Genomic DNA, 23643 nt, shown 5'->3' on the forward strand with positions numbered 1-23643 from the left:
ACGAAGAGGTATTTGGCCGGCATAAAGCGCGCGACATAAGTGTTGCAGCGCCCACCCGGCGGTCGGGCACCGCGCGGCACATCAGCCGGTCGCCCAACGTCCGCTCCAGGCCATCTTGACCATTTCCCAAACCGACCCAAGCGCCCGCTTCGTCCCGCATTGCGGCCTCTCGAACCTCGCTCCGAGAAACCGACGGCGCACCAGAGGCAGACCGGGAACTTTTTGACAGGTGGTGAACACTAGTCACCCTAATTCATAATACGCAACATTGATCCCTGTGCCCCCGGATCGCTTGCGATCCGGTTCGCGCCCGACCCCGCCCCCAGGGCGGGCGCGAAACCAGACCACGTTTCGAGATGTTGCGGCGCTGGCGCAGTGCCCCGACCGCGCGCCAACCCGCACCGCGCCCACCCTCGGGGTCGGGCGCGAACCTGCCGTCGCACCGAATACCAATGATGCGCGTTTCGAATCCACCTTACCTAGCCGTCCGTGCCCGTGGCGCCGTCGGCGTCATCGGCGGCGGCGCCCAGGGTAATCTCGCCCTCGGCGGCCAGGTCGCGGATCGCGCCGGCGACCATGTTCATCGCCTCTTCCCCGGTCGCGGGGCGGACGGTGCCGGCTTCTTCCATTTCCTCGCGCATCGTCTCGGCCATCCGGCTCGGCAGGGCGGAGAGGATGAATTCGGCCGCCGCGGCGGAATCGTCGCCGCTGGTGGTGGCGAAGCGCAGCGCGCTCACCAGCCGGCCCTGGTCCATCGCGCGGGCGAGCTTGGGCACGTCGCGTGCCGACAGGCGCCCGGGGATATTGGCGAAGGTGAAGATGGCCGCGCGCACCCGCCTGGCGAAGGCGGCGTCGGCGTCGTCGAGCCCCGAAAGCAGGTCTTCGCGCGTGGCCGAGGGCGACATGTTCAGGATCTCGCCCAGGCGGGCCTCGGGCGCCGCATCGAAGGCGCGCGGCGGCACGTCGTCGATCTGCGCCAGCAGCGACCGCCCGATCCGGCACACCGCCTCGGGCGTGACCGCGCCGGTGCGCGGCATCGCGCAGGTGATCCGGCGCGCCTGCGCGCCCGGCATCCGCGCCAGCAACTCGGCGGCGCGGCCGACGTCGAGCTTGGACAGGATGACGGCGGCGACTTCGGTGGATTCGGCCGCGATCAGCGGCAGCACCGTATCGGCGTCCATGCCGCGCAGCCGCGCCCACGGGTCGGAATCGCGCATCCCGGCGGAGCGGCGCAGGCGGGCCGCGGCGTCGGGGCTGATGCGGCCGTCGAGATCGTTCAGCGCCGCGGCGATCCCGCGCGGAAACGACAGCCCGACCTGTTCCAGTTCGCCGGCGAATTCGGTCACCACCTGCGCCAGCGTGGCGCGGTCGATCTGGCGCATGGCCGCCATTTCCCGCGTCAGGTCGGCTTGCAGGTCTTCGGACAGGTCGGCCAACGACAGCTCGGCGCCCTCGTTGAGCAGGTAGCGCACCACGATCGCCGCCTTTTGCCGGCGGCTGAGCGCCGGGCGCGCCGACGCGCCGCCTTGCGCGGGGGCCGTGTAGGGTTCCACCTCGTTCATGCCACGCCTCGGTTGCGATCGCGCCGAGCGTAGTGGGAAAGCCGTGAAGATTCGGTTTCCGCCCCCTGTTGCGGGGCCCGTCAGGCGCTGCCGAATACCCGCTCGAAGATCGTGTCGACGTGCTTGGTGTGATAGCCGAGGTCGAATTTCTCTTCGATCTCGGCGGGGCTCAGCGCCGCGGTCACCTCCGGGTCGGCCAGAAGCTCGGTCTTGAAATCGCGGCCCTCTTCCCAGACCTTCATGGCGTTGCGCTGCACCAGGCGGTAGGCATCGTCGCGGCTGACGCCGGCCTGTGTCAGCGCCAGCAGCACCCGCTGGCTCATCACCAGGCCACGGAACTTGTGCAGGTTGTCGAGCATGTGATCGGGGTAGATCACCAGCTTGTCGATCATCCCGGTCAGCCGCGCCAGCGCGAAATCCAGCGTCACCGTCGTGTCGGGGCCGATCACCCGCTCGACCGAGGAATGCGAGATGTCGCGCTCGTGCCACAGGGCCACGTCCTCCAGCGCCGGGGTGACCGACATGCGCACCAGCCGCGCCAGCCCGGTCAGGTTTTCGCTGAGCACCGGGTTGCGCTTGTGCGGCATGGCCGAGCTGCCCTTCTGCCCCTTGGAAAAGAACTCTTCGGCCTCCAGCACCTCGGTGCGCTGCATGTGGCGGACCTCGGTCGCGATGTTCTCGATCGAACTGGCGATCACGCCAAGCGTGGCAAAGAACATGGCGTGGCGGTCGCGCGGGATGACCTGCGTGCTGATCGGTTCGGGGGCCAGGCCCAACTGCGCGCAGACGTGTTCTTCCACGCGCGGGTCGATATTGGCGAAGGTGCCCACGGCGCCCGAGATGGCGCCGGTGGCGACCTCTTCGCGGGCGCGGGCCAGCCGCGTGCGGCCGCGGGCCATCTCGGCATAAAACCGCGCGAAGGTCAGCCCCATGGTGGTGGGTTCGGCGTGGATGCCGTGGCTGCGCCCGATGCGCACGGTATCCTTGTGTTCGAACGCGCGGCGCCTGAGCGCGTCGAGCAGCGCGTCCATGTCGGCCAGCAGGATGTCGGCGGCGCGCACCAGTTGCACGTTGAAACAGGTGTCGAGCACGTCCGAGCTGGTCATGCCCTGGTGGACGAAGCGTGCCGCGTCGCTGCCGACGTGTTCGGCCAGGTGGGTGAGAAAGGCGATCACGTCGTGCTTGGTCACCGCCTCGATCTCGTCGATGCGGGCGGTGTCGAATTCCACATCCCGGGCTTTCCACACCGCCTGCGCGTTCGCGCGCGGGATCACGCCCAGATCGGCCTGCGCGTCGCAGGCATGGGCCTCGATCTCGAACCAGATGCGGAACTTGGTCTCGGGCGACCAGATGGCGACCATTTCAGGGCGGGAATAGCGCGGGATCATGGGCAAAGGAACCTTGTGCAAGGGCGTTTGCGCCCTCTTAGCGCCGGCACGGGGTGGCGGCAAGGGCACGGGCGGACTAGGCTGCACGCGCGATGACGAGGACAGCATGATCGGTTTGCACGATTTCACCGGGACGTGGCGCCTGGCGCGGCGCATCGTCGAAGACGACGGACAGGTGGCGCGGCTGATCGGCACCGCGCGGTTCGAGCCGTTGGGGCAGGGTGCCCTGATGCTGCGCGAGAAGGGCACGCTGCACCTGCCGGGGCAGGGCGGGTTTGCCGCGACGCGCTGTTACGCATGGTGGCCCGGGCAGGGCGGCGTGATCGAGGTGCGCTTCGACGATGGCCGGCCGTTCCACAGCTTCGACCCCAACACCGCCGAAAGCGCCGCCACGCACTGGTGCGCGCCCGACACCTACGCCGTGCGCTACGATTTCTCGCGCTGGCCGGAGTGGTCGGCGCGCTGGCGCGTGGACGGGCCGCACAAGGGCTATACCATGTATTCGCGGTACATGATGCAGGCGGCCGCGGGCGCATGACGCTTGCATGACGGGGCCGGTTGCGGCAAAAACGCCGGGACATCATGGCGCAAGGCGCGCACAGAGCAGGAGACAGGGACATGACGACAGCCGTGACGAACAGGGTTCTGGCCGAGGCCATCGTGCCGCGCGAGGGCGCGCAGCAATGGGTCAAGCAGGCGCTGCTTGTCTGCGTCGGGATCGCGGTGCTGGCGATCGCGGCCAAGATCAAGGTGCCGATGTGGCCGGTGCCGATCACCATGGGCACCTTCGCCGTGCTGACGCTGGGCGCCGCCTATGGCCCGCGCCTGGGGCTGGTCACGATCATGGGCTACATGATCGTGGGCGCGCTTGGCTTTGACGTGTTCGCCGGATCGGGCGCCGAGGCGGCGGGGCTTACCTACATGATGGGCGGCACCGGCGGCTACCTGGCGGGCTATATGCTGGCCACGGTCCTGCTGGGCGCGCTGGCGCGCCGCGGCTGGGACAAGACCGCGCCGCGCATGGCCGGCGCGATGCTGCTGGGCAACGTGCTGATTTACGTGCCGGGCCTGATCTGGCTGGGGATGCTGTATGGCTGGGACAAGCCGATCCTGCAATGGGGGCTGACGCCGTTCCTGATCGGCGACGCGCTGAAGCTGGCGCTGGCCGCCGCGCTGCTGCCGATGGTGTGGAAGCTGGTGGCCCGCGCCCGCGGCTGAGCCGGACACCCCACGCCGAGGATCGAAGGGCCGCCCGCCATGGGCGGCCCTTGCCGTTTCTGTTGTTCCGCGGATCGAAGCGCGCTGAAGTCCCTGGCGAGAAGAGGCTCAACAAGCGCGCGGAAATCTGCGAAAGTCTACTGTGCCGGACGCGGCGGTGACCCATTGGCCCGCAAGATCGAAGGAACACCGTGCTGAAAATTCTCGGCCCTGGCTTCGAGCGGATGATGTCCATGAACGAAACGGTCTGGGCCCGGCACGCGAATCCCTGGAGCGGCTGGTCGCGCGTTTCGATGCTGCCCCTGCTTGCCCTTGCCGTCTGGAGCCGCATCTGGATCGGTTGGTGGGCGCTGATCCCGACGGGAGCGGTGCTGGTATGGGCATGGCTGAACCCACGCCTGTTTCCGCCTCCGGCGTCAATCGACAACTGGATGTCGAAGGGCGTCCTGGGTGAACGCATCTGGCTTTCTCGAGGCGACGGGTCGGTTCCGGCGCATCACGCTCCGATCCTCCGTGCCTTGACGCTCGCGGTGTCGACGGGGTCAATCATGCTGTTGGCGGGCATTGTCATGCTCGATCTTACTCTGACACTGACCGGCCTGGCCGTTGCGATGCTGTGCAAGTTGTGGATTTTGGACAGGATGGTCTGGATCTACACGGAAGCCAACGAAGGCAAGGCGCCCTCCGCGCCGGAGTGACCGAAGAGGGCTCGACGCGGACCAGTTGAAGGTGCCCGGGTGCACGACGCCATCCACAACAGACCCGGTAAGGGCCTTGCCGCTATGGGCGACCTTTTGCTCGGGCCGGTGGCAAATCCGGGTCATGGCAGGCGATGCGGGGGGCGGTCAGTGCCGACAGCGACGTCTTTTGCCGGCCATCGCCGTCGAAATTCGCCGGGTCGAGCCACCGCGCATAACGTCGGTCAAGCGCGGGCCACTCCGAATCGATGATAGAGAACCACTTGGTATCGCGGTTGCGCCCCTTCACCACCAGGTGCTGCCTGAACAGCCCCTCGTAGCTGAACCCCAGCCGGTGCGCGGCGCGTCGGGATCGCAGGTTTAGCGCGTCGCATTTCCACTCGTAGCGCCGGTAGCCCTGCTCGAAGGCGTGTTTTGCCATCAGGTACATCGCCTCGGTGAACGCGGTCGATCGCTGGAATCCGGGGGCGAGCTGGATAAAGCCGATCTCGATCGACCCGGTTTCGGGCCGGATGTTGAGAAACGCGCAGAAACCGAACGGCACGTCGTCATCGGCGCCCACCATGGCGTGAAATAACGGATCGGTCGCCGCCGTGGCGGGCCCGAGCCAGTCGCCGAACGCGGCCTCGTCGGCAAACGGGCCGACGGGCATGTACAGCCAATCCTGCGGGGCCTGCGTGGGGGCCAGGCGCGCGAACAGCGGCGCCGCGTCGCTGGCGACAAGGCGGCGCACATGGGTCAGGCGGCCGGACAGGCGCGCGCCGGTCGGCACCCCGGCGGGTTGCCAGCCGGGCACGGGCGCGCCGAGCGGATATGCCTTCGCGGTCACTGTTGTTTTCCAGTCATGCCGGTAGTGAACCCCGCCCCGGCGCAGAAATCAACGGCGCAGCGATGCCCGTTCGGCGGCCGTCATTCCTGCGCTGCCAGTCGCGTGGTGATCTGCGAGGCGCGCTCCAGCGTGCGGTGCACCGGACACTTGTCGGCGATTTCCAGCAACTTCTGGCGCTGCGCGTCGCTGAGCTTGCCTTCGAGCTGGATCTCGCGGATGAACCCGTCGATCTTTTCGCCGCCCGCGGCATCCTGGGCGTGCATCTTGTCGTGGCACACGTCGACATGCACATGGGTCAGCGGCCAGCCCTTGCGGCGAGCATACATCCGGATCGTCATCGAGGTGCATGCGCCCAGCCCCGCGGCCAGGAACCCGTAGGGCGACATGCCGCGGTTGGTGCCGCCGTAGGCTTCGGGTTCGTCGGCCAGAACGTGGTGATCGGGGCCGGCGTTCACATCCTGCAAGAAGCCGTCGGCGTCGGCCTCGGACACGCGCACGATGCCTTCGGGCGCGCCCGGCGGTGGCGCCGGCGGGCGCAGGTCCAGGTAACGCGCCGACCATGCGGCGATCACTTCGGCGGCATATTCGGCATCGCGCGCCCTGGTGATCAGGTGGTCGGCGTCGTCGAGGGTGACGAAGCTCTTGGGATGATGCGCGGCCTTGAATATCTCGGCGGCGTTGTCGATACCCACCTGCGTGTCGCGCGGTGCGTGCATGACCAGCACCGCGGCGCTCAGGTCATTGATCGCGGGGGCCAGCCTGGCGGCCGAGATGTCATCGACGAAATCCTGCCGAATGCGGAAGGGGCGACCGCCGAGGCAGACCTCGGCCTCGCCGTCGCGTTCGATGTCATCCAGCGCGTGGTCGAAGTTGTGGGTGACGTGCCCGGGGTCGAACGGCGCGCCGATGGTCACGACGGCACGGGTGCTGTCGATCTGGCCGGCGGCGCGCAGCACCGCGGCGCCACCCAGGCTGTGCCCGATCAGCAGCCCCGGCGCCATGTCGCGCCCGGCCAGGTATCGGGCGGCGCAGACAAGGTCATCGACGTTCGAGGTGAAGGTAGTGTTGGCGAATTCGCCCTTCGAGTGCCCCAGGCCGGTGAAATCGAACCGCATCACCGCCAGCCCCATCGCCGCAAGGCGCCCGGCGATTCGACGCGCGGCGGGGATGTCCTTGGAGCAGGTGAAGCAATGCGCGAACAACGCCGTGCCCAGATGCGGCCCATCGGGCAGATCGAGTCGCGCGGCCAGATCCTGCCCGTCATGTCCGGGGAAAGTGATGCGTTCGGTGGTCATGATGGTCCTTCGGCGTTTCGCGCTTTGGTGATGACGATACCGACCATGGCCATGCCCCCGCCGTGCCGCAAGCGCGATATGTCCGCTTTCACGCGACGGTGAGACTTCGTGCGGTCGCCGGGCACGGCGCCTGGCACTTGCCTGCGGGGGCGATTTGGGCGAAGTCACGGACCATGACACCAATTCTGCAACACGACCTGCCCTACGATCCGACCATCAGGCAATCGCTGCCGGGGGTTCAACCGCTTGATCCGGCCGATTGGCTGCTCGTCGACGAGGTCTACGCCGAGCAGATGGCCGAACGCGCCCGGCTTCTGGAACATCGCGCCGGGGGTGTTGTGGCGCTCGACGCGGGCGCGGCGCCGGCGGCGGCGGAACTTCTCGAGATGGTGCTTGATCAGCTTGCGGCGCGCGACGATTTCGCGGTCGCGGGCGAACGGGTGCAGCGCCCCGATGGCGCATGGGTCGAGGTGGACCGGGACGCCCCGCTGCGCACGCTGGGGCACCTGGTGCAGGAAGACCTGTGCCTGATGGAGCGGCGACCGGGGAGTGACGAGCATCTGCTGACCGGGGCGGTGCTGTGTTTTCCGGCGAGCTGGCGGCTGTCGGAGAAGTTCATGCGCCCGATGCTGGCGATTCACGCGCCGGTCGATGTCTACGACGCCGATCTTGCCCGCCGCGTGCAGCGGCTGCTCGATGGGGTCAGGCCGGGGCGCCCGCTCTGGCGGTTCAATGCCCTGGGGTATGACGACCCGGCGCTGCATCAGCCGCGCGGCGAGCCTGTGGCCGATCCGGCCCGGCGGGCGCGCGATGCGGCGCCCTATCTGCGCTCGGAACGGCAGTGCCTGGTGCGCCTGCCGCAAAGCGGCGCGGTGGTGTTCTCGATCCACACGTTCGTCGTCGCGCGACGGGGCTGAGCGCCCCTCGTGGCCGTGTGTGTCCGGGGCGCCGGGCGCGGCGTTCAGGCGGCGTTGCGCCAGAAACGCAGCGGCTTGGGCTTTTCCTTCTGGAGGTCGCGCAGCACGGTATAGGCCAGCATCGCGGCCCCGACCGGCGGCGTCATCAACAGCAGCGTCGTTCCCAGGGTGTAGACGGTAAGATACATCTGCAGCGAACAGCCCTCGGGCTCCTCGACGTAGACCTCGGCGAACAGGCGGCGGGTTTTTTCGCCGGCCGGCGCGTCATCGCGGGCCCCGGGGTGTTCGGCGGCGTCGGGCGTCGTATCTTCGACAGTGCCGACATGGAGGTAGTCTTCGGGCGCGCCGCCCTCGGCCTCGGCGCTGGCCTGGGCACTGCTGATCACCGATTCTACCGTCTCGGCGTCGGATGTGCGCGGGTCGGCGGGCATCGCGGCCAGGCCGCTCAGCGCGTCGAGGATCTGGTCCATCTTGTCGACGTCGAGCGGCGCCGTTGTTTCGCTCCACAGGATCGCGTCGAAGGGCAGATCGCTGCTGACGCGGTCGATCACGCTGTGTGCCAGGCGTTCGCTGAAGCGGCGCGGCATGCGCACCCGGTCCGAGTGCGGCGAGGGCCCGACGGCGATGGCCAGATACCAGGATTGGCCGGGCGTTTCCGGCTGGTACCACGCCAGCGCGATGCGCATCATGTCGAGGTCGATCAGGGCGACGTCATCCGAGTCGAAGCTGATCGAGCGTTGCTGCAACCGGTGCGATTCGAGCACCTGGTCGAAAGCACGCACGATCTGCGGGAACGACAGCGCCGGTTTGATGCCGTATTCAAGGCAGGCGACGATGCATGTGGTTTCCTGTGTCATAGCAAGCCTCGTTTTCTATTCTCCGCAACTGTCGCGCCGCAGTTGGGTACAATTTGGGATAAATTGTGTCGAAATGTGGGCCTTCCGGTATGGAAGGCCCGCACGCGGATCAGCTCAGTGTGGGAATCAGCGCCAGCGCCGGCGCCAGCATGCCGCTGCTGCTGAGCGCGACGAAAAGGCCGGTCAGCGACAGGGCCTGCGCGGAAAGGCGCAGATCCTCGCCGCGGAACAGGTTGATGACGACAAGCGAGGCGGCCACCGGCAGCGAGAACACCCCCACCGTGATCGCCAATATCCAGGCGGTCAGGCGTTCGGGGGCGCTGGGCTGGGCGGGGGCCGTGCTGTCCTCGGTTTTGGCCTGCACGTTGTCGGACAGGAACACCTCGCGCAGGTTGTGATCGCTCGGGTCCGGGTCCGCGTGCACCTGCTCGTCCCGAGGGGCAAGGTGCTCGGCCATGCGCGCGTCGAGCGCATCGAGGCTTTCCTCGACAGTGGGAAAGGGGGTGGCGTGGTTGCTGTCGCTGGCGTGGCGCTGTGCATATTCGGCGCGCGGGGGCCGTGCGCTGGCCCGGCGCGTCCGTGCGTGGCGCACCCGGCGGGGGCGGCGCGGGCCGGCGGCGCTGAGAAATTGCGCGCGGCTCAGCTGTGCCTTGGGCGTCAGCCACCACAGCGAGTCGGGCACCAGGTGCTGCACCAGGTCAAGCGTGACGGAGGCCAGAAGCCGCAATGCAGCATCGTTGTCATCGGCGCTGTCGCACTCATGCGCGGTGACGCTGACGGTCAGGCAGACCGCGTCGTCGCCGTCTTGCGCCGCGCACTCCTCGGTGCCGATCGTCACTTCGATATTGCGTGCCAGGATCTGTGCCTCGGTGTCGGACAGGACATGCTTGCCTGTTATCCGTACCTGGCGGGCTTCCAGCGTCATGCCGATTCGGTTGATCACGGCGACGCAGTCGATTTCCTGCGGCCCGTTGAAGATCAGGCCGGTCTTGTAGCGATGAGTGCCTTTGGTCATGACACGTCTCCCCGGTGTTGGGCTTCGGACAACCAAGGGTTTATCGGTCAATAACGTGTTTAATTTGTCCCAAATTCGAAAACATTGAGGCACGGTCGCCGGACAGGGCCACAAGCGAAACGCCCCGCGCGGGGTGCGCGGGGCGTTGAAATGCGTCGTGGTGCGGGGGGATGCGCCCGCGTTCAGCAGCTGTAATACATCTTGAACTCGATCGGATGCGGCGTGTGCTCGTACATCTCGACCTCTTCCATCTTCAGCCCGATGTAGCCCTCGATCTGGTCCTTGGTAAAGACGTCGCCGGCCAGCAGGAAGTCGTGATCGGCCTCAAGCGACGCGATCGCCTCGCGCAGGCTGCCGCAGACGGTCGGGATGCCTTCCAGTTCTTCGGCGGGCAGGTCGTAGAGGTTCTTGTCCATCGCCTCGCCCGGGTCGATCTTGTTGCGAATCCCGTCGACCCCGGCCATCAGCAGCGCCGCGAAGCACAGGTAGGGGTTGGCCGAAGGGTCGGGGAAACGCGCCTCGACGCGCTTGGCCTTGGGGCTTTCGGCCCACGGGATGCGCACGCAGCCCGAGCGGTTGCGCGCCGAGTAGGCGCGCAGCACCGGCGCCTCGAAACCGGGGATCAGCCGCTTGTAGCTGTTGGTCGAGGGGTTGGTGAACGCGTTGAGCGTCTTGGCGTGCTTGAGAATGCCACCGATGAAATGCAGCGCCTCCTGGGAAAGATCGGCATACTTGTCGCCGGCGAACAGCGGCTTGCCATCCTTCCAGATCGACATGTTCACATGCATGCCGGTGCCGTTGTCGCCATAGATCGGCTTGGGCATGAAGGTGGCCGTCTTCCCGTAGGCCTGCGCCACGTTGTGGATGACGTACTTGTATTTCTGCAACTCGTCGGCCTGCTTGGTCAGGCTGCCGAAGATCAGCCCCAGTTCGTGCTGGCACGACGCCACTTCGTGGTGGTGCTTGTCGACCTTCATGCCCAGCCGTTTCATGGTGCTGAGCATTTCGGAGCGGATGTCCTGGCCGTCGTCGATGGGGTTGACCGGGAAATAGCCGCCCTTGATGCCGGGCCGGTGGCCGGTGTTGCCCATCTCGTATTCGGTGTCGGTGTTCCACGAGCCGTCGAGCGCGTCGACCTCGTAGGAGACCTTGTTGATGGTGTTGGAAAACCGCACGTCGTCGAACAGGAAGAACTCGGCCTCGGGGCCGAAGAAGGCGTCGTCACCCACGCCCGAGGATTTCAGGTACGCCTCGGCCTTTTCGGCGGTGCCGCGCGGGTCGCGCTCGTAGGGCTCGCCGGTGTCGGGCTCGACCACCGAGCAGTGCACGCACAACGTCTTCTCGGCATAGAACGGGTCGATATAGGCGCTGTCGGTGTCCGGCAGCAGCTTCATGTCGCTGGCCTCGATGGATTTCCAGCCCTGGATCGACGAGCCGTCGAACATGAAGCCTTCCTCGAGCAGGTCCTCGTCGACCTCGTCGGCGATCAGCGTGACATGTTGCAACTTGCCGCGCGGGTCGGTGAAGCGGACATCGACATATTCGATATCTTCATCGCTCAGTGTCTTGAGAAAAGTATCGGTGCTCATGTGGTGGTGTCCCTTGCTTGTATTCCTGGGGTGTGTCGGGATCGGCGGATCAGAGCGCGTCGGAGCCGGATTCGCCGGTGCGGATGCGGATGGCCTGTTCGATCGGGCTGACGAAGATCTTGCCGTCGCCGATCTTGTCGGTCTTGGCGGCATCGACGATGGCCTCGATGGCGGCATCGACCTGGTCGTCGTCCATCACCACCTCGATCTTGACCTTGGGCAGGAAATCAACGACGTATTCGGCGCCGCGGTACAGTTCGGTGTGGCCCTTCTGGCGGCCGAAGCCCTTGACCTCGATCACGCTGAGGCCCTGAACGCCGGCGTCCTGGAGCGCCTCCTTCACCTCGTCGAGTTTGAACGGCTTGATGATCGCTTCGATCTTTTTCATGGTCGCGGGCCTCCTCGCCAAACTTCTGCCCCCTCAGAGCACTTTCAAATGGCGGTCACAATTCGCTAGGGTTTCGTGACGCCTGAACGGGGATGGGATTTCGACACAGCGATTAAAATTTAGGCAAGGCGCACATGCAACAGGCGAAAATGAATCGAGAATGGCAGGATATGGCCGAATTGCTGACAGCCGCGCAGATGCGCGCCATCGAGAGGGCCGCCATCGAGTCGGGCGCCGTCACCGGCCTGGAGCTGATGGAACGCGCCGGGCGCGGCGTCGTCGAGGCGGTGTTCGAGGAATGGCCTGACCTGGCGCAGGCGCCGCACAAGGCGGTGGTGCTGTGCGGGCCGGGCAACAACGGCGGCGACGGCTTCGTCGTGGCGCGGCTGCTCGGGGAATGGGGCTGGCAGGTGGAGGTGTTCCTTTACGGTAGTCCCGACAAGCTGCCCCCCGATGCGAAGACGAATTACGAGCGGTGGGGCGCGTTGGGGGAGGTAAACCAACTGGACCCGGCCAGGTTGTTTGGCGCCGACGGAGGGGTGAAACACGCCGACCTCTGGGTCGATGCGCTGTTCGGGACCGGGCTTGCAAGGCCACTGTCGGACGAGGCGCTGATCCGCGGCGTGACGAGCCTGAACGAGGTTTCATCTCTCGGGCTGGTCAAGGTCGTCGCAGTCGACATTCCTTCCGGTGTTTGTGCTGACAGTGGTCGGGTTCTCGAATGTTCGGAAAAATCGGTGGAAACGGGCGTTCATGCCGATCTTTCGGTTTCGTTTCATAGAGCCAAGGCTGGTCATTTCCTTGCGGACGGTTCGCGGTGCAGCCTTGGCCTCATTGTCAAGGATATCGGCCTTGAGGGCAGCCCCCGACCGCCGGACGACGTGGTTGGATTGGTTGAGCGCGCTTCTTTGCCAGACCTGGGAAAGGCCGCGCAGACACACAAATACACCCACGGTCATGCGCTGGTCCTTTCGGGCGGGGCCGGGCGCACGGGCGCGGCGCGGCTGGCCGCGCGCGGCGCGTTGCGCATCGGCGCGGGACTGGTGACGCTGGGTGTGCCGGGATCGGCGCAGATGGAGGTGGCCTCCCGGATCACCGCGCTGATGCTGAAGCGGATCGACGACGCGGACGGGCTGGCCGGGGTGCTGGAGGACGCGCGCGTGAATGCGCTGTGCCTCGGGCCGGGGCTGGGCATCGCGCGGGCGCAAGACCTGGTTCCCGCGGCCTTGAGTGCAGGCAGGGCGGTGGTGCTTGACGCCGATGCGCTGACCGCGTTCGGGGATGACCCTGCGGCGTTGTTTGCCCTGTTGCACGACAAATGCGTGTTGACGCCGCACGGGGGCGAGTTCGCGCGGCTGTTTCCGGACATTGCCGACAAGTTGAACGCGACGGCCACCAAGGGCCCGGCCTATTCCAAGGTGGATGCCACGCGCGCGGCGGCCGAACGGGCGGGCTGCATCGTGCTGTTCAAGGGGCCGGATACGGTGATCGCCGCGCCGGACGGGCGGTGCAGCATCAGTTCGGCCCAATACGAGCGCGCCGCGCCATGGCTGGCCACGGCAGGCGCAGGTGACGTGCTGGCGGGGTTCATCACCGGCCTGCTGGCGCGCGGATTTGCCCCGATGCAGGCGGCGGAAACCGCCGCCTTTTGCCATGTGGAATGCGCACGCTGCTTTGGCCCCGGCCTGATCGCCGAGGATCTGCCCGAAGCCTTGCCGGCGGTGCTGCGCGACCTTGGCGTGCCCTGATCTCAGGCCGCGCGCGCCATCGCCGGCGCGCGGCCGGGGCAGGCCAGTTCCAGCCCGTCGGCGTAGACGATGTGCGGTGCGTCCATGATCATCCGGTAAAGCGTCATCTCGGCGATCGGCAGCTTGCGGATGAATTCGCCGTCCAGCAGGCGCCGCGCCGGAACCGGCGCGCCCGCATGGCCGGTGAACGCCCGCGCGCGCCAGTCGCGCACGAACACCGCCTGATCGGGGGGTACGACAAGGTCGCGACCGGGCCGCGTGTGCCCCAGCGATCCGCCGGTGAAAAGTATCGCCTCGGTGCGGACGCGGTGCACCTCGACGCCGCGCAACGCGACGGCGCCGGTGTCGCGCGTGATCAGCCGGTCGCCGGGCATCAGGTGGTCGACGGGAAGCTCGCCGTCCAGTGTCAGAAGGCAGGTGCCGGCAACGATGCCGACCCCGCGCACATCTCGGCGCAACGCGGGATACTGCCCGCTCTCGCGCCCGGCCGTTTTCGGTTCCATGGGCGTATGCTCGATTTTTGCCTCTTTATTGGACTTACCATAAACCATGGCGCGCGGCGTGTCGCGGATTTTCGCGCCGCCTCGGCCCCCTGTCGGCGGGCGCCGGGGCGCGTCATTTTCCTCTCGCATCCGGGGCGCTGGTTTGCTAGGAACCGCGGCAACTGTGGGGGTTGTCGCGGATGGCCGCCCCGTCTGGTTATTCGCGGGTGTGGCGGAATTGGTAGACGCACCAGATTTAGGTTCTGGCGCCGCAAGGCGTGGGGGTTCAAGTCCCTTCACCCGCACCACCGACATGACGAAAGGACGACGAATAAATGAAAGTCACCGAAACCCAGAACGAAGGGCTCAAGCGCGCCTACGAGATCACCGTGACGGCGGCGGAGCTTGATGCCAAGGTTGACGAGAAACTGGCCGAGGCACAGCCCGGAGTCGAGATGAAGGGCTTTCGCAAGGGCAAGGTGCCCATGGCGCTGCTGAAAAAGCAGTTCGGCGAGCGGCTTCTCGGCGAGGCGATGCAGGAAGCCGTCGACGGCGCCATGAGCCAGCATTTCGAGGACAGTGGCGACCGCCCGGCGATGCAGCCCTCGGTCACCATGGTCGATGGCGAGGAGTGGAAACAGGGCGACGATGTGCGGGTCGCCATGTCCTACGAGGCGCTGCCCGACATCCCCGAGGTCGATTTCAGCCAGATCAAGCTGGAACGCATGGTCGTCGAACCCGACGAGGCGGCCGTTGACGACGCGCTGAAAAACCTGGCCGAGAACGCGCAGGATTTCGAGGACCGCGAAGACGGCGCCGCGGCGCAGGACGGCGACCAGGTCGTGATCGATTTCGTCGGCAAGGTCGACGGCGAGGCGTTCGAGGGCGGCGCGGCCGAGGATTACCCGCTCACTCTGGGGTCCGGCAGCTTTATCCCCGGCTTCGAAGAGCAACTCGTCGGCGTCAAGGCCGGCGATGAGCCCTCGGTGACGGTGAACTTTCCCGAGGAATACGGTGCCGAGAACCTGGCCGGAAAAGAAGCGGTGTTCGACTGCACCGTGAAGGCGGTCAAGGCACCCAAGGCGGCCGAGATCGACGACGAGTTGGCGAAAAAGTTCGGGGCCGAGGACCTGGAGGCGCTCAAGACCCAGATCCGCGAGAAGCTGGGCGCCGAGTACGCCAATGCCGCCCGCGCGGTGATGAAACGCGACCTGCTGGACAAGCTTGACGAGCTGGTCAAGTTCGACCTGCCGCCCAGCCTGCTGGATGGCGAGGCCAAGCAGATCGCGCATCAGCTCTGGCACGAGGAAAACCCCGAGCACGAGGGCCACGATCACCCCGAGGTCGAGCCGACGGACGAGCATCTGAAGCTGGCCGAGCGTCGCGTTCGCCTGGGCTTGCTGCTGGCCGAGCTGGGGCGGCAGGCCGAGATCGAGGTCTCGGATTCCGAGATGACCCAGGCGATCATGGAGCAGGCGCGCCAGTACCCCGGGCAGGAGCGTCAGTTCTTCGAATTCGTGCAGCAGAACGAGCAGATGCAGCAGCAACTGCGCGCGCCGATCTTCGAGGACAAGGTCGTCGATCACATCGCCGAGCAGGCCGAGGTGACCGAAAAGACGGTCTCCAAGGATGACCTGCAAAAGGCGATCGAGGCAATGGACGAAGACGAGTCGTAAGCGGCGCGCATCCGTTCGGTTATTCTTGCAAAGGGCCGCCCGAGGGCGGTCCTTTCATTTTGCGGCGACAGGCGTTTGCGGGCCGATTGCCGGCGGCGCGCCTATCTGCGTTAATGGACGCCGCCATGACAACCGCGACGCAGGGAGAACCACGCCATGAGCCATATCGGCTTTACCCGCGAAGGCTTTGCCGAATTCCGCGCCAACGACCGGCCCGGCCCCATCCATATGCTCAACCTCGTCAACCTGCGCGAGCGCGCGGAATACGACGACGGGCGCGAGGTAACGGGAAAAGAGGCCTACGCCGCCTATGGCCGCGAAAGCGCCCCGGTGCTGGAACGGGTCGGCGGGCGCATCGTGTGGCGCGGGCGGATGGAACAGATGCTGATCGGCCCGCAAGATGAGCGGTGGGATTTGTGCTTCATCGCCGAGTATCCGGGCCCCGAGGCCTTTGCCACGATGATCAAGGACCCCGACTACCGCCAGGCGATGGTGCACCGGCAGGCCGCGGTGGCGGATTCGCGACTGATCCGCATGGCGCCGCTCAGTGTCGGCACCACCTTCGCCGACTGAGCGGAGGTATGAAAAAACCGCGCGGACGAGATCCCCGCGCGGTCGGTTCTTTCAACTGTGCCGACGATCCGGCCAATGCTCAGGATTGGCTGTCTTCGCCGGTGCTGTCGTTGTCTTCGTCGTTGCCTTCGACGATCTCCGCCAGCTCGTCGTCTTCCGAGGTGGCGGCGCCGATGTCCTCGAACAGCTCGGCGATCTCGAAATCGGCGGCGGCCTCGTCCTCGGCGGCCTGTTCCTGGATCGTCTTGCCCGAGGCCTGCAACTCTGCCTCTTCGGGCGAGCGGGCGACGTTCAGCGTGATCGTGACCATGACCTCGGGGTGCAGGTGCACCTCGACCTCGTGCAGGCCCAGCTCCTTGATCGGCTGGCGGATGATCACCTGCTTGCGATCGACGGTGAAGCCGTCCTCGGTGGCGATATTGGCCGCGTCGCGGGTGCTGACCGAGCCGTAGAGGTTGCCCCCGTCCGAAGCTTGGCGAATCACGATGAACTGCTTGCCGTCCAGTTTGTCGGCCAGCGCCTCGGCTTCCTTGCGGGTTTCGAGGTTCTGCGCTTCGTACTGCGCCTTGCGCGCCTCGAAATCGGCGATGTTGGATTCCGACGCGCTCAGCGCCTTGCCCTGGCGCAGCAGGTAGTTGCGCGCGAAGCCGGGTTTGACATCGACGATGTCGCCCATCTGGCCCAGCTTGGCCACGCGTTCCAGCAGGATAACTTGCATGATGCTCTCTCCTTACTTCACGGCGTAGGGCAGCAGGGCGAGGAAGCGGGCGCGCTTGATCGCGCGCGACAGCTCACGCTGCTTCTTGGCCGACACGGCGGTGATGCGCGAGGGCACGATCTTGCCGCGCTCGGAAATGTACCGCTGCAGCAGCTTGGTGTCCTTGTAGTCGATCTTGGGCGCGTTGTCGCCCGAGAACGGGCAGACCTTGCGGCGGCGGAAAAACGGTTTCGTTGCCATGACTTGCGTCCTTTCCTGAATGGGCCTGTCAGCGACGTTCGCGGCGATCGCCGCGTTCTTCGCGTTTCTGCATCTGGACCGACGGCCCCTCCTGGTGGGCGTCGACCTTGATGGTGAGAACCCGCATGACATCGTCGTGCAGGCGCATCAGGCGTTCCATTTCCTGAACCGCGGCCGCCGGCGCGTCGGTGCGCAGGAAGGCGTAGTGGCCCTTGCGGTTCTTGTTGATCTTGTAGGCCATCGTCTTGACGCCCCAGTACTCGCTGTCGGCGACCGTGCCGCCATTATCCGCGAGAACGGTGCTGAAATGTTCGATCAGGCTTTCGGCTTGCGTATTCGACAAGTCCTGGCGCGAGATGAATACATGCTCGTAAAGCGGCATGTGCACTCCTGTTCTTTTCAGGCGCATTTCAAAGGTGGGTCCTAGCCTTCCGCGACCCATCCACGAGAGACTGCGCGGTTCATTGCTACCTGCGGAAGGAGCCGTTGCCTTACGATGGAACGAAGCGCGACGCAAGCCCGCGCGAGCGCCTGCACAGCGGTGCGGTCGCGATAAGTCCCAACGGCTGCCAAACTGCTGCCGCCTTTGCCCGTCAAGGTGCCTGTGAATTCTTCAACCGTTTTGGCATTGGTAAAGGTTGCGGCATGCGTGCAGTTCACGAACCGACATTCGACGCGATAGAGACAAGCATGCCGGGGCGGCACAGCACGATCGTCGTGCAACGGGGCGCCAACCCCCTGATGGCCGGCGGCACACGCCTGCTGGGCGCGGCGATGGTGCTCGCGGCGATCGGGATGTGGAGCGCGATCGCCGCGCCGGCGGCACCGTACCCGTTCCTAGCACGTCTGGTGATGTCGGTGGTGTTGCTTTGCATCGGGCTGGTGATGATGCAGCCGGTCCGGCGCACGGGCCGGGAGGAAGTACACCTCGACGCGCAGGCCCGCGAGTTGCGCCACGTCCGCCGCGGCCCCGATGGCAGGGTGCGGGAGATGGCGCGCTTCGCCTTCGACGACCTGGGCGGGGTCAGCCTGCGCGGCAACCGCCTTGTGGTGTGGGGCCAGGACGGCGTGGCGCTGATCGAGATGCCGCTGGTTCATGCCACCGACATCGACGACCTGCGCGCTTTGCTCAGGCGCGGGGCGCTCTGAGCGCTGGGTGTTCGTCACCTCACACGAAGTGTTGAACACTGCGGAATTGCGTGGGCCGGCGCGGGCCGCGATGTTACTCTCGGACGATACGAATAACACCTTCAGGAGTTCGATTACATGAAATATCGCGTGACCACCGCCATTGCCGCCGCCCTGCTCAGCGCCACCGCCGCGCAGGCCGAGCCCGAGAAATACATGCTCGACGCCAGCCACAGCCAGGTCGTGTTCAGCTACAACCACCTCGGCTTTTCCACCACCACCAGCATGTTCTCCGGTTTCGAGGGCGAGATCATGTTCGACCAGGACGATCCGGCGAATTCGTCGGTCAGTGTTGCGATGCCGGTGATGTCGCTGCTTACCGGCTGGGAAAAGCGGTTCGAACACTTCATGTCCGACGATTTCTTCGGCGCGTCGGAAGGCGACATGGTGACGTTCGAATCGACCGGTATCGAGGTCACGGGTGACGATACGGCGGTGATTTCCGGCGATCTGACCCTGAACGGGGTGACCAAATCGGTCGATCTGGACGCGCAGCTCAACAAGGCCGGGCAGCATCCGATGGCCGGCAAGGCGTGGGCGGGCTTCGACGCCACCACCACCCTGATGCGCAGCGATTACGACCTCGACAAGTTCGCGCCCGCGATCAGCGACGAGGTGCAGGTCGAGATTTCGATCGAGGCGATGAAGGCCGAGTGATCGGCGCATCTCGGTCGGTACGATGACGGCAAAGGCCGCGCACCCAGGGGTGCGCGGCCTTTTTTCATGGGGTAGCAATGGTATCACTGGCGCGTGGCGGTCAGCGACACCTCGACGTCGACGTCGAACGCCAGCGTGCCTTCGTCCTCGACCCCTTCGCCGATATCGTATTCGCGCCGGTCGAGCGTGGCATCGCCGGACATCGCGGCGCGCTGGGCGTCCAGGTTCAGCGTGAACGGCAGGGTCACGGGCATGGTTTCGCCCTTGAGCGTCAGTTCGCCTTCGGCCACGAAGTTGCCCGCCCCCTCGGCGCGCAGGATGTCGGCCGTGAAGGTGGCCTCGGGGTAGTCCTCGGCGGCGAAGTAATCCGGCCCCATGGCCTGGTCGGTGACCGAGCCCAGCGTCAGCGAGGGAATCGCGATGGTCACCTCGACGCGGCCGTTCTTTTCGCGGTCGGGATCGTCGGCAAAGGTGATGTCGGCCTGCCAGTTGGCGAATTCACCGGTGACGGTGTTCCCCATCTGGGTGATCGAGATGGCGAGCGTTCCCTCCTCGACCTGCCAGTTGCCGGCCCCGGCCTGTTGCGCGGGCAGGGTGGCCCCGGTGCCGGCCTTGCCGCCGAGCACCGGCGCCAGCCCCGCGCCCAGCACGCCGGCCCAGATTGCCATCGCGGCCAATACCGGCAGGGTGTGCCCCGGTTGCGCGGTGCTGGGCGCGGCATCCGCGCGGCCCGACAGCATGCGCCGCAGCGTTGCGTCGCGATCGAACAGGTGGTGTTTCAGCGCCCCCGCCACATGCAGCGTGATCGCCACGATCAGCACCCGAGAGGCGAGGTAATGCACCCACCCGGCGGTGCCGGCCACCGCCGTATCCTGCGGCACGAAGGGCAGCGTCTGTCCGAACGGCCACCAGATCGGGGCAAACCCGGTTTCGGCCGCGTGCGTGACCCAGCCCGCCAGCGGGGTGATCAGCATGGCGGCGTAAAGCACCCAGTGCACGGTTTCGGCCAGCATCGCCTCGGCCCGGTGATCGCCGTTCAGAAGCCCCGGCTTGGGCTGCGACAAGGCCCATGCGATGCGGCCGAGCGCGACGAAAAAGGCGCTGATGCCGATGGTCTTGTGCAGCGAGAACACCAGCGCCGCGCGGTCGATCTCCGCTTGGCCGGCTTCGCCGCCGCTGCCGCGGATATCAAAGGCCAAGTCGGCGCCGATCAGGCCCAGAGGTATCGCGGTCAGGATCAGCAGCGCGGTGATCCAGTGAAAGGTCTTGGTCACCGTGCCATAGGCGGTCGGGGTGCTGGTTAGCGGCATGTGTCGCTCCGTGTGTCGTCGTCGCATCGATCCTAGGTAGTTCGCCCGCCCGGTGCAAAGGCGGCTCTACGCACAGCCCGCGTGCGCTGGCGCGCGGTTGGCGTTGCGTGGCGCGCGCTTGCGCGGTAACTGGGCACAAAGGTCAACTGGAGGATCACATGAGCCGCGCATTCGTATTTCCGGGGCAGGGGGCACAGACAATCGGCATGGGGCGGGAACTGGCGCAGGCCTACCCGGCCGCGAAGGCGGTGTTCGACGAGGTGAACGAGGCGCTTGGGCAGGACCTGTCGGCGCTGATATGGGAGGGCGCGCAGGACACGCTGACCCTGACCGAGAATGCCCAGCCGGCGCTGATGGCCACCTCGCTGGCGGCGCTGCGCGCGCTTCAGGCCGAAGGGGTGACGCCGGCGCAATCGGCGGCGTTCGTGGCCGGGCATTCGCTGGGGGAATATTCGGCGCTGGCCGCCGCCGGGGCGCTGAGCATCGGCGATGCGGCGCGGCTGTTGCGCCTGCGCGGGCGTGCCATGCAGCAGGCCGTGCCGGTGGGCGAGGGCGCCATGGCGGCGATCCTGGGGCTCGACCTGGACACCGTGGCGCAGGTGGCCGGCGAGGCCGCGCAGGGCGAGGTCTGCCAGGCCGCCAACGACAACGACCCCGCGCAGGTGGTCGTTTCCGGCAACAAGGCGGCGGTGGAACGCGCCGTCGAGATCGCCAAGGCCCGCGGCGCGAAGCGGGCCATGCTGCTGCCGGTCAGCGCACCGTTTCATTGCGCGCTGATGGCGCCCGCCGGCCGCGCCATGGCGGCCGCCCTGACCGAGGTCGAGATCGCCGCGCCGGTGCCGCCGCTGGTGGCCAACGTGTCGGCCGAGGCCGAAACCGACCCCGACCGCATCCGCGCGCTGCTGGTCGATCAGGTGACCGGCCGCGTGCGCTGGCGCGAAAGCGTGTCGTGGATGGCCGCGCAGGGCGTCACCGAGATCTGGGAAATCGGCGCCGGAAAGGCGCTGTCGGGCATGATACGGCGCATCGACCGTGCGATCGCGTGCCGCGCCATCGGCACGCCGCAAGAGGTGGCCGAGGCCGCCGCCAGCCTGCAAGCCTGACACCCGGGCCACGCCCGGCCACAGCCAAGCCAAGGAGAGCAAGATGTTTGATCTGACCGGAAAATGCGCGCTGGTGACCGGCGCATCGGGGGGTATCGGCGGTGCCATCGCGCGCGCGCTGCACGGCGCCGGGGCGACGGTGGCGCTCAGCGGCACGCGGGTGGCCCCGCTAAAGGAACTGGCCAGCGAACTGGGCGCGCGGGCGCATGTGGTGCCGTGCGATCTGTCCGACGCGGCCGCCGTCGATGCGCTGCCCAAGCAGGCGGCCGAGGCCATGGGCGGCCTCGACATCCTGGTCAACAACGCCGGTATCACCCGCGACCAGGTATTCATGCGCATGTCCGATGACGACTGGCAAAGCGTGCTCGATGTGAACCTGACCGCCACCATGCGCCTGTGCCGCGCCGTGGTGCGCCCGATGATGAAGGCCCGCTGGGGCCGGATCGTCAACATCAGCTCGGTGGTGGGCGCCACCGGCAACCCGGGCCAGGCCAATTACGCCGCTGCCAAGGCCGGCATGGTGGGCATGACCAAGTCGATCGCCGCCGAAGTGGCCAGCCGCGGCATAACCGCCAACGCCGTCGCGCCCGGCTTCATCGCCACACCGATGACCGAGGCGCTGAGCGACGATCAGAAGACGCGGATCAATGCCCAGATTCCCGCCGGCCGCATGGGCGCGCCCGAGGATATCGCCGCGGCGGTCATCTACCTGGCGAGCGCCGAGGCGGGTTACGTCACCGGCGCCACGCTGCACGTAAACGGCGGCATGGCGATGCTTTGAAACATGCCCGCGCGGGCATGTGCAGCGGCGCCGCAGAACGGGGTCGAAAGCGTTTGCGCGGCGTAAATCATGTGCTATAGGCGGCGCAGCTATTTCGGGGGCGCGGGTCGCGCTGCCGGTTTTCCCGGCTTGCGGGACCAAGAGCCGCCCTTTACACAGGGCAAAGCGAACGCCGTCCCCGCGGGCGAGGGCAGGAACCGGGCATGTTGCCCAACAGAATGAGGACTGGAATCATGAGCGACATCGCAGACCGCGTCAAAAAGATCGTTGTGGAGCACCTGGGTGTTGAAGAGGGCAAGGTCGTGGAGAATGCCTCGTTCATCGACGACCTCGGCGCCGACAGCCTGGACACCGTCGAACTGGTGATGGCCTTCGAAGAAGAGTTCGGCATCGAGATCCCCGACGACGCTGCCGAGACGATCCAGACCTTCGGTGATGCGGTGAAATTCATTACCGAGGCATCCTGAGCCGCGGCAGATCGCATATTCTGGAAAGGGGCCCGCGTCGCTGACGGCGTGGGCCCTTTTTCATGCGTGGCGTGAACGGGCGCCCGGATGCCGATTTGGAGATATCGGCCGAATCCGTTACGCTGCACGCTCTCGGACGGCCCGGTCGCGACCGGTGGCAGGAACACGCCCGAAACATCAAGGAAAGTCGGCGCCATGATCATCTACCCGACCATCGAACTGAAAGACGGTAAATGCGTTTCGCTTTCCCGCGGGCGCCTGGAGGAGCCCGAGATCTGGCATGTCGACCCGGTCGAGACGGCGCGCGGTTTCGCCCATGCCGGGGCGTCATGGATGCATGTCACCGATATCGACGCACTGGCCGGCGAGGGCGACAACAACGAGCTGATCGAAGAGATCATCCGCGCTGCGGGCATCCCGGTGCAGATTGGCGGCGGCTTTCGCTCGCGCGAGCGGGTGACGCAATGGATCGACCGCGGCGCGGGCCGCGTGGTGATCGGCACCATGGCCGTGCACGACCCCGATTTGCTGCGCGAACTGGCCAAGTATTACCCCGACCAGATCGTGCTGGCGCTGGACGTTTTCCAGGACCATGTGATGGCCGACGGATGGCGCATGGCCTGCGCCTTCTCGCCCGAGGTTTATCTGCGCGCATTCGAAAGCGCGCCGCTGGCGGGCGTGATCGTGACCGACATCGACGCCGACATCGCCGACCAGGATGGCCGTATCGGGGTGATCTCGGGGCTGGCGGCGCAAACCCGGCACCCGGTCATCGCGCGCGGGACGGTGCGCAATACCGACGACGTGGCGCGGTTGAAATACGTCAACAATATCGCCGGCACGCTGATCGGCCGGGCGCTGATGTCGCGCGATATCGACCTGGCCGAGGCGCTCGCCGTCGCGCAACCGGCCCCCGAGCCGACGGCGGACTTTCAGTAATCGCA

The 23643-nt window shown here is 66.6% G+C and carries 26 protein-coding genes and 1 tRNA gene; 14 read left to right on the top strand and 13 right to left on the bottom strand.

Annotated elements, in window-relative coordinates:
• Positions 1 to 479 precede the first annotated feature (479 nt).
• Together Q0L89_RS14090 and purB are read right to left on the bottom strand one after the other, a co-directional pair.
• The gene (locus tag Q0L89_RS14090; RefSeq protein ID WP_296766368.1) at positions 480 to 1562 is read right to left on the bottom strand and encodes a FliG C-terminal domain-containing protein; all 1083 of its coding nucleotides are present in this window, start codon (positions 1560 to 1562) and stop codon (positions 480 to 482) included.
• 80 nt (positions 1563 to 1642) lie between these two features.
• Entirely contained in the window at positions 1643 to 2950 is a 1308-nt protein-coding gene (gene purB / locus Q0L89_RS14095; protein ID WP_296766370.1) for an adenylosuccinate lyase, read from the bottom strand.
• Positions 2951 to 3056: 106 nt separating this feature from the next.
• Between purB and Q0L89_RS14100 the strand changes: the two genes are divergently transcribed.
• From Q0L89_RS14100 to Q0L89_RS14110, 3 genes are all read left to right on the top strand, one after another.
• Positions 3057 to 3488 (top strand): DUF6314 family protein, encoded by a 432-nt coding sequence (locus Q0L89_RS14100; RefSeq protein ID WP_296766372.1) that lies wholly within the window; start codon positions 3057 to 3059, stop codon positions 3486 to 3488.
• Positions 3489 to 3568: 80 nt separating this feature from the next.
• Positions 3569 to 4168: a biotin transporter BioY gene (locus Q0L89_RS14105; protein WP_296766375.1), complete on the top strand. Its 600-nt coding sequence runs from the start codon at positions 3569 to 3571 to the stop codon at positions 4166 to 4168.
• Positions 4169 to 4359: 191 nt separating this feature from the next.
• Complete coding sequence (locus Q0L89_RS14110) at positions 4360 to 4866, top strand: DUF6653 family protein (protein ID WP_296766378.1); 507 nt, start codon at positions 4360 to 4362, stop codon at positions 4864 to 4866.
• 82 nt (positions 4867 to 4948) lie between these two features.
• On the opposite strand, the gene Q0L89_RS14115 is transcribed toward Q0L89_RS14110, so the two are convergent.
• Together Q0L89_RS14115 and Q0L89_RS14120 are read right to left on the bottom strand one after the other, a co-directional pair.
• Positions 4949 to 5695 (bottom strand): GNAT family protein, encoded by a 747-nt coding sequence (locus Q0L89_RS14115; RefSeq protein ID WP_296766380.1) that lies wholly within the window; start codon positions 5693 to 5695, stop codon positions 4949 to 4951.
• An 80-nt stretch (positions 5696 to 5775) separates the two neighbouring features.
• On the bottom strand, positions 5776 to 6990 hold the full coding sequence (locus Q0L89_RS14120; RefSeq protein ID WP_296766383.1) for a bifunctional alpha/beta hydrolase/OsmC family protein: 1215 nt from the start codon (positions 6988 to 6990) through the stop codon (positions 5776 to 5778).
• 173 nt (positions 6991 to 7163) lie between these two features.
• On the opposite strand from Q0L89_RS14120, the gene Q0L89_RS14125 reads away from it, so the two are divergent.
• A complete protein-coding gene (locus Q0L89_RS14125) occupies positions 7164 to 7907 on the top strand; it encodes a DUF3445 domain-containing protein (RefSeq protein WP_296766384.1) in 744 nt (247 codons plus the stop codon).
• 44 nt (positions 7908 to 7951) lie between these two features.
• Here Q0L89_RS14125 and Q0L89_RS14130 read toward each other — a convergent pair whose 3' ends face one another.
• The 4 genes from Q0L89_RS14130 to Q0L89_RS14145 all read right to left on the bottom strand — a co-directional run bounded on the left by Q0L89_RS14130 (position 7952) and on the right by Q0L89_RS14145 (position 11756).
• Positions 7952 to 8764 (bottom strand): hypothetical protein, encoded by an 813-nt coding sequence (locus Q0L89_RS14130; protein ID WP_296766387.1) that lies wholly within the window; start codon positions 8762 to 8764, stop codon positions 7952 to 7954.
• A gap of 109 nt (positions 8765 to 8873) precedes the next feature.
• A complete protein-coding gene (locus Q0L89_RS14135) occupies positions 8874 to 9779 on the bottom strand; it encodes a hypothetical protein (RefSeq protein ID WP_296766389.1) in 906 nt (301 codons plus the stop codon).
• A gap of 182 nt (positions 9780 to 9961) precedes the next feature.
• Positions 9962 to 11368 carry a type I glutamate--ammonia ligase gene (gene glnA / locus Q0L89_RS14140; RefSeq protein WP_296766392.1) on the bottom strand — a complete coding sequence of 469 codons (1407 nt, stop codon included), beginning with the start codon at positions 11366 to 11368 and terminating at the stop codon, positions 9962 to 9964.
• Positions 11369 to 11417: 49 nt separating this feature from the next.
• Positions 11418 to 11756 carry a P-II family nitrogen regulator gene (locus Q0L89_RS14145; RefSeq protein ID WP_296766394.1) on the bottom strand — a complete coding sequence of 113 codons (339 nt, stop codon included), beginning with the start codon at positions 11754 to 11756 and terminating at the stop codon, positions 11418 to 11420.
• Positions 11757 to 11926: 170 nt separating this feature from the next.
• Between Q0L89_RS14145 and Q0L89_RS14150 the strand changes: the two genes are divergently transcribed.
• Complete coding sequence (locus Q0L89_RS14150; RefSeq protein WP_296766398.1) at positions 11927 to 13504, top strand: NAD(P)H-hydrate dehydratase; 1578 nt, start codon at positions 11927 to 11929, stop codon at positions 13502 to 13504.
• A gap of 2 nt (positions 13505 to 13506) precedes the next feature.
• Here Q0L89_RS14150 and Q0L89_RS14155 read toward each other — a convergent pair whose 3' ends face one another.
• A complete protein-coding gene (locus Q0L89_RS14155) occupies positions 13507 to 14007 on the bottom strand; it encodes a Hint domain-containing protein (RefSeq protein WP_296766400.1) in 501 nt (166 codons plus the stop codon).
• A gap of 202 nt (positions 14008 to 14209) precedes the next feature.
• Here Q0L89_RS14155 and Q0L89_RS14160 point away from each other — a divergent pair.
• The 3 genes from Q0L89_RS14160 to Q0L89_RS14170 all read left to right on the top strand — a co-directional run bounded on the left by Q0L89_RS14160 (position 14210) and on the right by Q0L89_RS14170 (position 16235).
• A tRNA-Leu gene (locus Q0L89_RS14160) sits at positions 14210 to 14294 on the top strand.
• A 27-nt stretch (positions 14295 to 14321) separates the two neighbouring features.
• Entirely contained in the window at positions 14322 to 15662 is a 1341-nt protein-coding gene (tig, locus tag Q0L89_RS14165; RefSeq protein ID WP_296766403.1) for a trigger factor, read from the top strand.
• Between the two features lie 156 nt (positions 15663 to 15818).
• On the top strand, positions 15819 to 16235 hold the full coding sequence (locus Q0L89_RS14170; RefSeq protein ID WP_296766404.1) for a DUF1330 domain-containing protein: 417 nt from the start codon (positions 15819 to 15821) through the stop codon (positions 16233 to 16235).
• A 79-nt stretch (positions 16236 to 16314) separates the two neighbouring features.
• On the opposite strand, the gene rplI is transcribed toward Q0L89_RS14170, so the two are convergent.
• Genes rplI through rpsF form a run of 3 tightly spaced genes read right to left on the bottom strand, consistent with a single transcriptional unit; the run spans position 16315 to position 17575 of the window.
• A complete protein-coding gene (gene rplI, locus Q0L89_RS14175; RefSeq protein WP_296766407.1) occupies positions 16315 to 16953 on the bottom strand; it encodes a 50S ribosomal protein L9 in 639 nt (212 codons plus the stop codon).
• A 12-nt stretch (positions 16954 to 16965) separates the two neighbouring features.
• On the bottom strand, positions 16966 to 17193 hold the full coding sequence (gene rpsR, locus Q0L89_RS14180; RefSeq protein WP_296766409.1) for a 30S ribosomal protein S18: 228 nt from the start codon (positions 17191 to 17193) through the stop codon (positions 16966 to 16968).
• A 28-nt stretch (positions 17194 to 17221) separates the two neighbouring features.
• On the bottom strand, positions 17222 to 17575 hold the full coding sequence (rpsF, locus tag Q0L89_RS14185) for a 30S ribosomal protein S6 (protein WP_296766412.1): 354 nt from the start codon (positions 17573 to 17575) through the stop codon (positions 17222 to 17224).
• A 263-nt stretch (positions 17576 to 17838) separates the two neighbouring features.
• On the opposite strand from rpsF, the gene Q0L89_RS14190 reads away from it, so the two are divergent.
• Together Q0L89_RS14190 and Q0L89_RS14195 are read left to right on the top strand one after the other, a co-directional pair.
• A complete protein-coding gene (locus Q0L89_RS14190; RefSeq protein ID WP_296766415.1) occupies positions 17839 to 18342 on the top strand; it encodes a hypothetical protein in 504 nt (167 codons plus the stop codon).
• Between the two features lie 117 nt (positions 18343 to 18459).
• A complete protein-coding gene (locus Q0L89_RS14195) occupies positions 18460 to 19038 on the top strand; it encodes a YceI family protein (protein WP_296766417.1) in 579 nt (192 codons plus the stop codon).
• A gap of 83 nt (positions 19039 to 19121) precedes the next feature.
• On the opposite strand, the gene Q0L89_RS14200 is transcribed toward Q0L89_RS14195, so the two are convergent.
• Positions 19122 to 20348 (bottom strand): cytochrome b/b6 domain-containing protein, encoded by a 1227-nt coding sequence (locus Q0L89_RS14200; protein WP_296766419.1) that lies wholly within the window; start codon positions 20346 to 20348, stop codon positions 19122 to 19124.
• A gap of 158 nt (positions 20349 to 20506) precedes the next feature.
• Here Q0L89_RS14200 and fabD point away from each other — a divergent pair, with 158 nt between their 5' ends.
• From fabD to Q0L89_RS14220, 4 genes are all read left to right on the top strand, one after another.
• Entirely contained in the window at positions 20507 to 21451 is a 945-nt protein-coding gene (gene fabD / locus Q0L89_RS14205; RefSeq protein WP_296766421.1) for an ACP S-malonyltransferase, read from the top strand.
• 43 nt (positions 21452 to 21494) lie between these two features.
• The gene (gene fabG, locus Q0L89_RS14210; RefSeq protein WP_296766424.1) at positions 21495 to 22232 is read left to right on the top strand and encodes a 3-oxoacyl-[acyl-carrier-protein] reductase; all 738 of its coding nucleotides are present in this window, start codon (positions 21495 to 21497) and stop codon (positions 22230 to 22232) included.
• A gap of 233 nt (positions 22233 to 22465) precedes the next feature.
• Positions 22466 to 22699, top strand: coding sequence for an acyl carrier protein (locus tag Q0L89_RS14215; RefSeq protein WP_026756156.1), 234 nt, complete (start codon positions 22466 to 22468; stop codon positions 22697 to 22699).
• A 195-nt stretch (positions 22700 to 22894) separates the two neighbouring features.
• Positions 22895 to 23638 (top strand): 1-(5-phosphoribosyl)-5-[(5-phosphoribosylamino)methylideneamino] imidazole-4-carboxamide isomerase, encoded by a 744-nt coding sequence (locus Q0L89_RS14220; RefSeq protein WP_296766429.1) that lies wholly within the window; start codon positions 22895 to 22897, stop codon positions 23636 to 23638.
• The last annotated feature ends 5 nt before the right edge of the window (positions 23639 to 23643 follow it).

The sequence above is a fragment of the Sediminimonas sp. genome (genome assembly GCF_024637375.1).
Lineage (GTDB): Bacteria > Pseudomonadota > Alphaproteobacteria > Rhodobacterales > Rhodobacteraceae > Sediminimonas.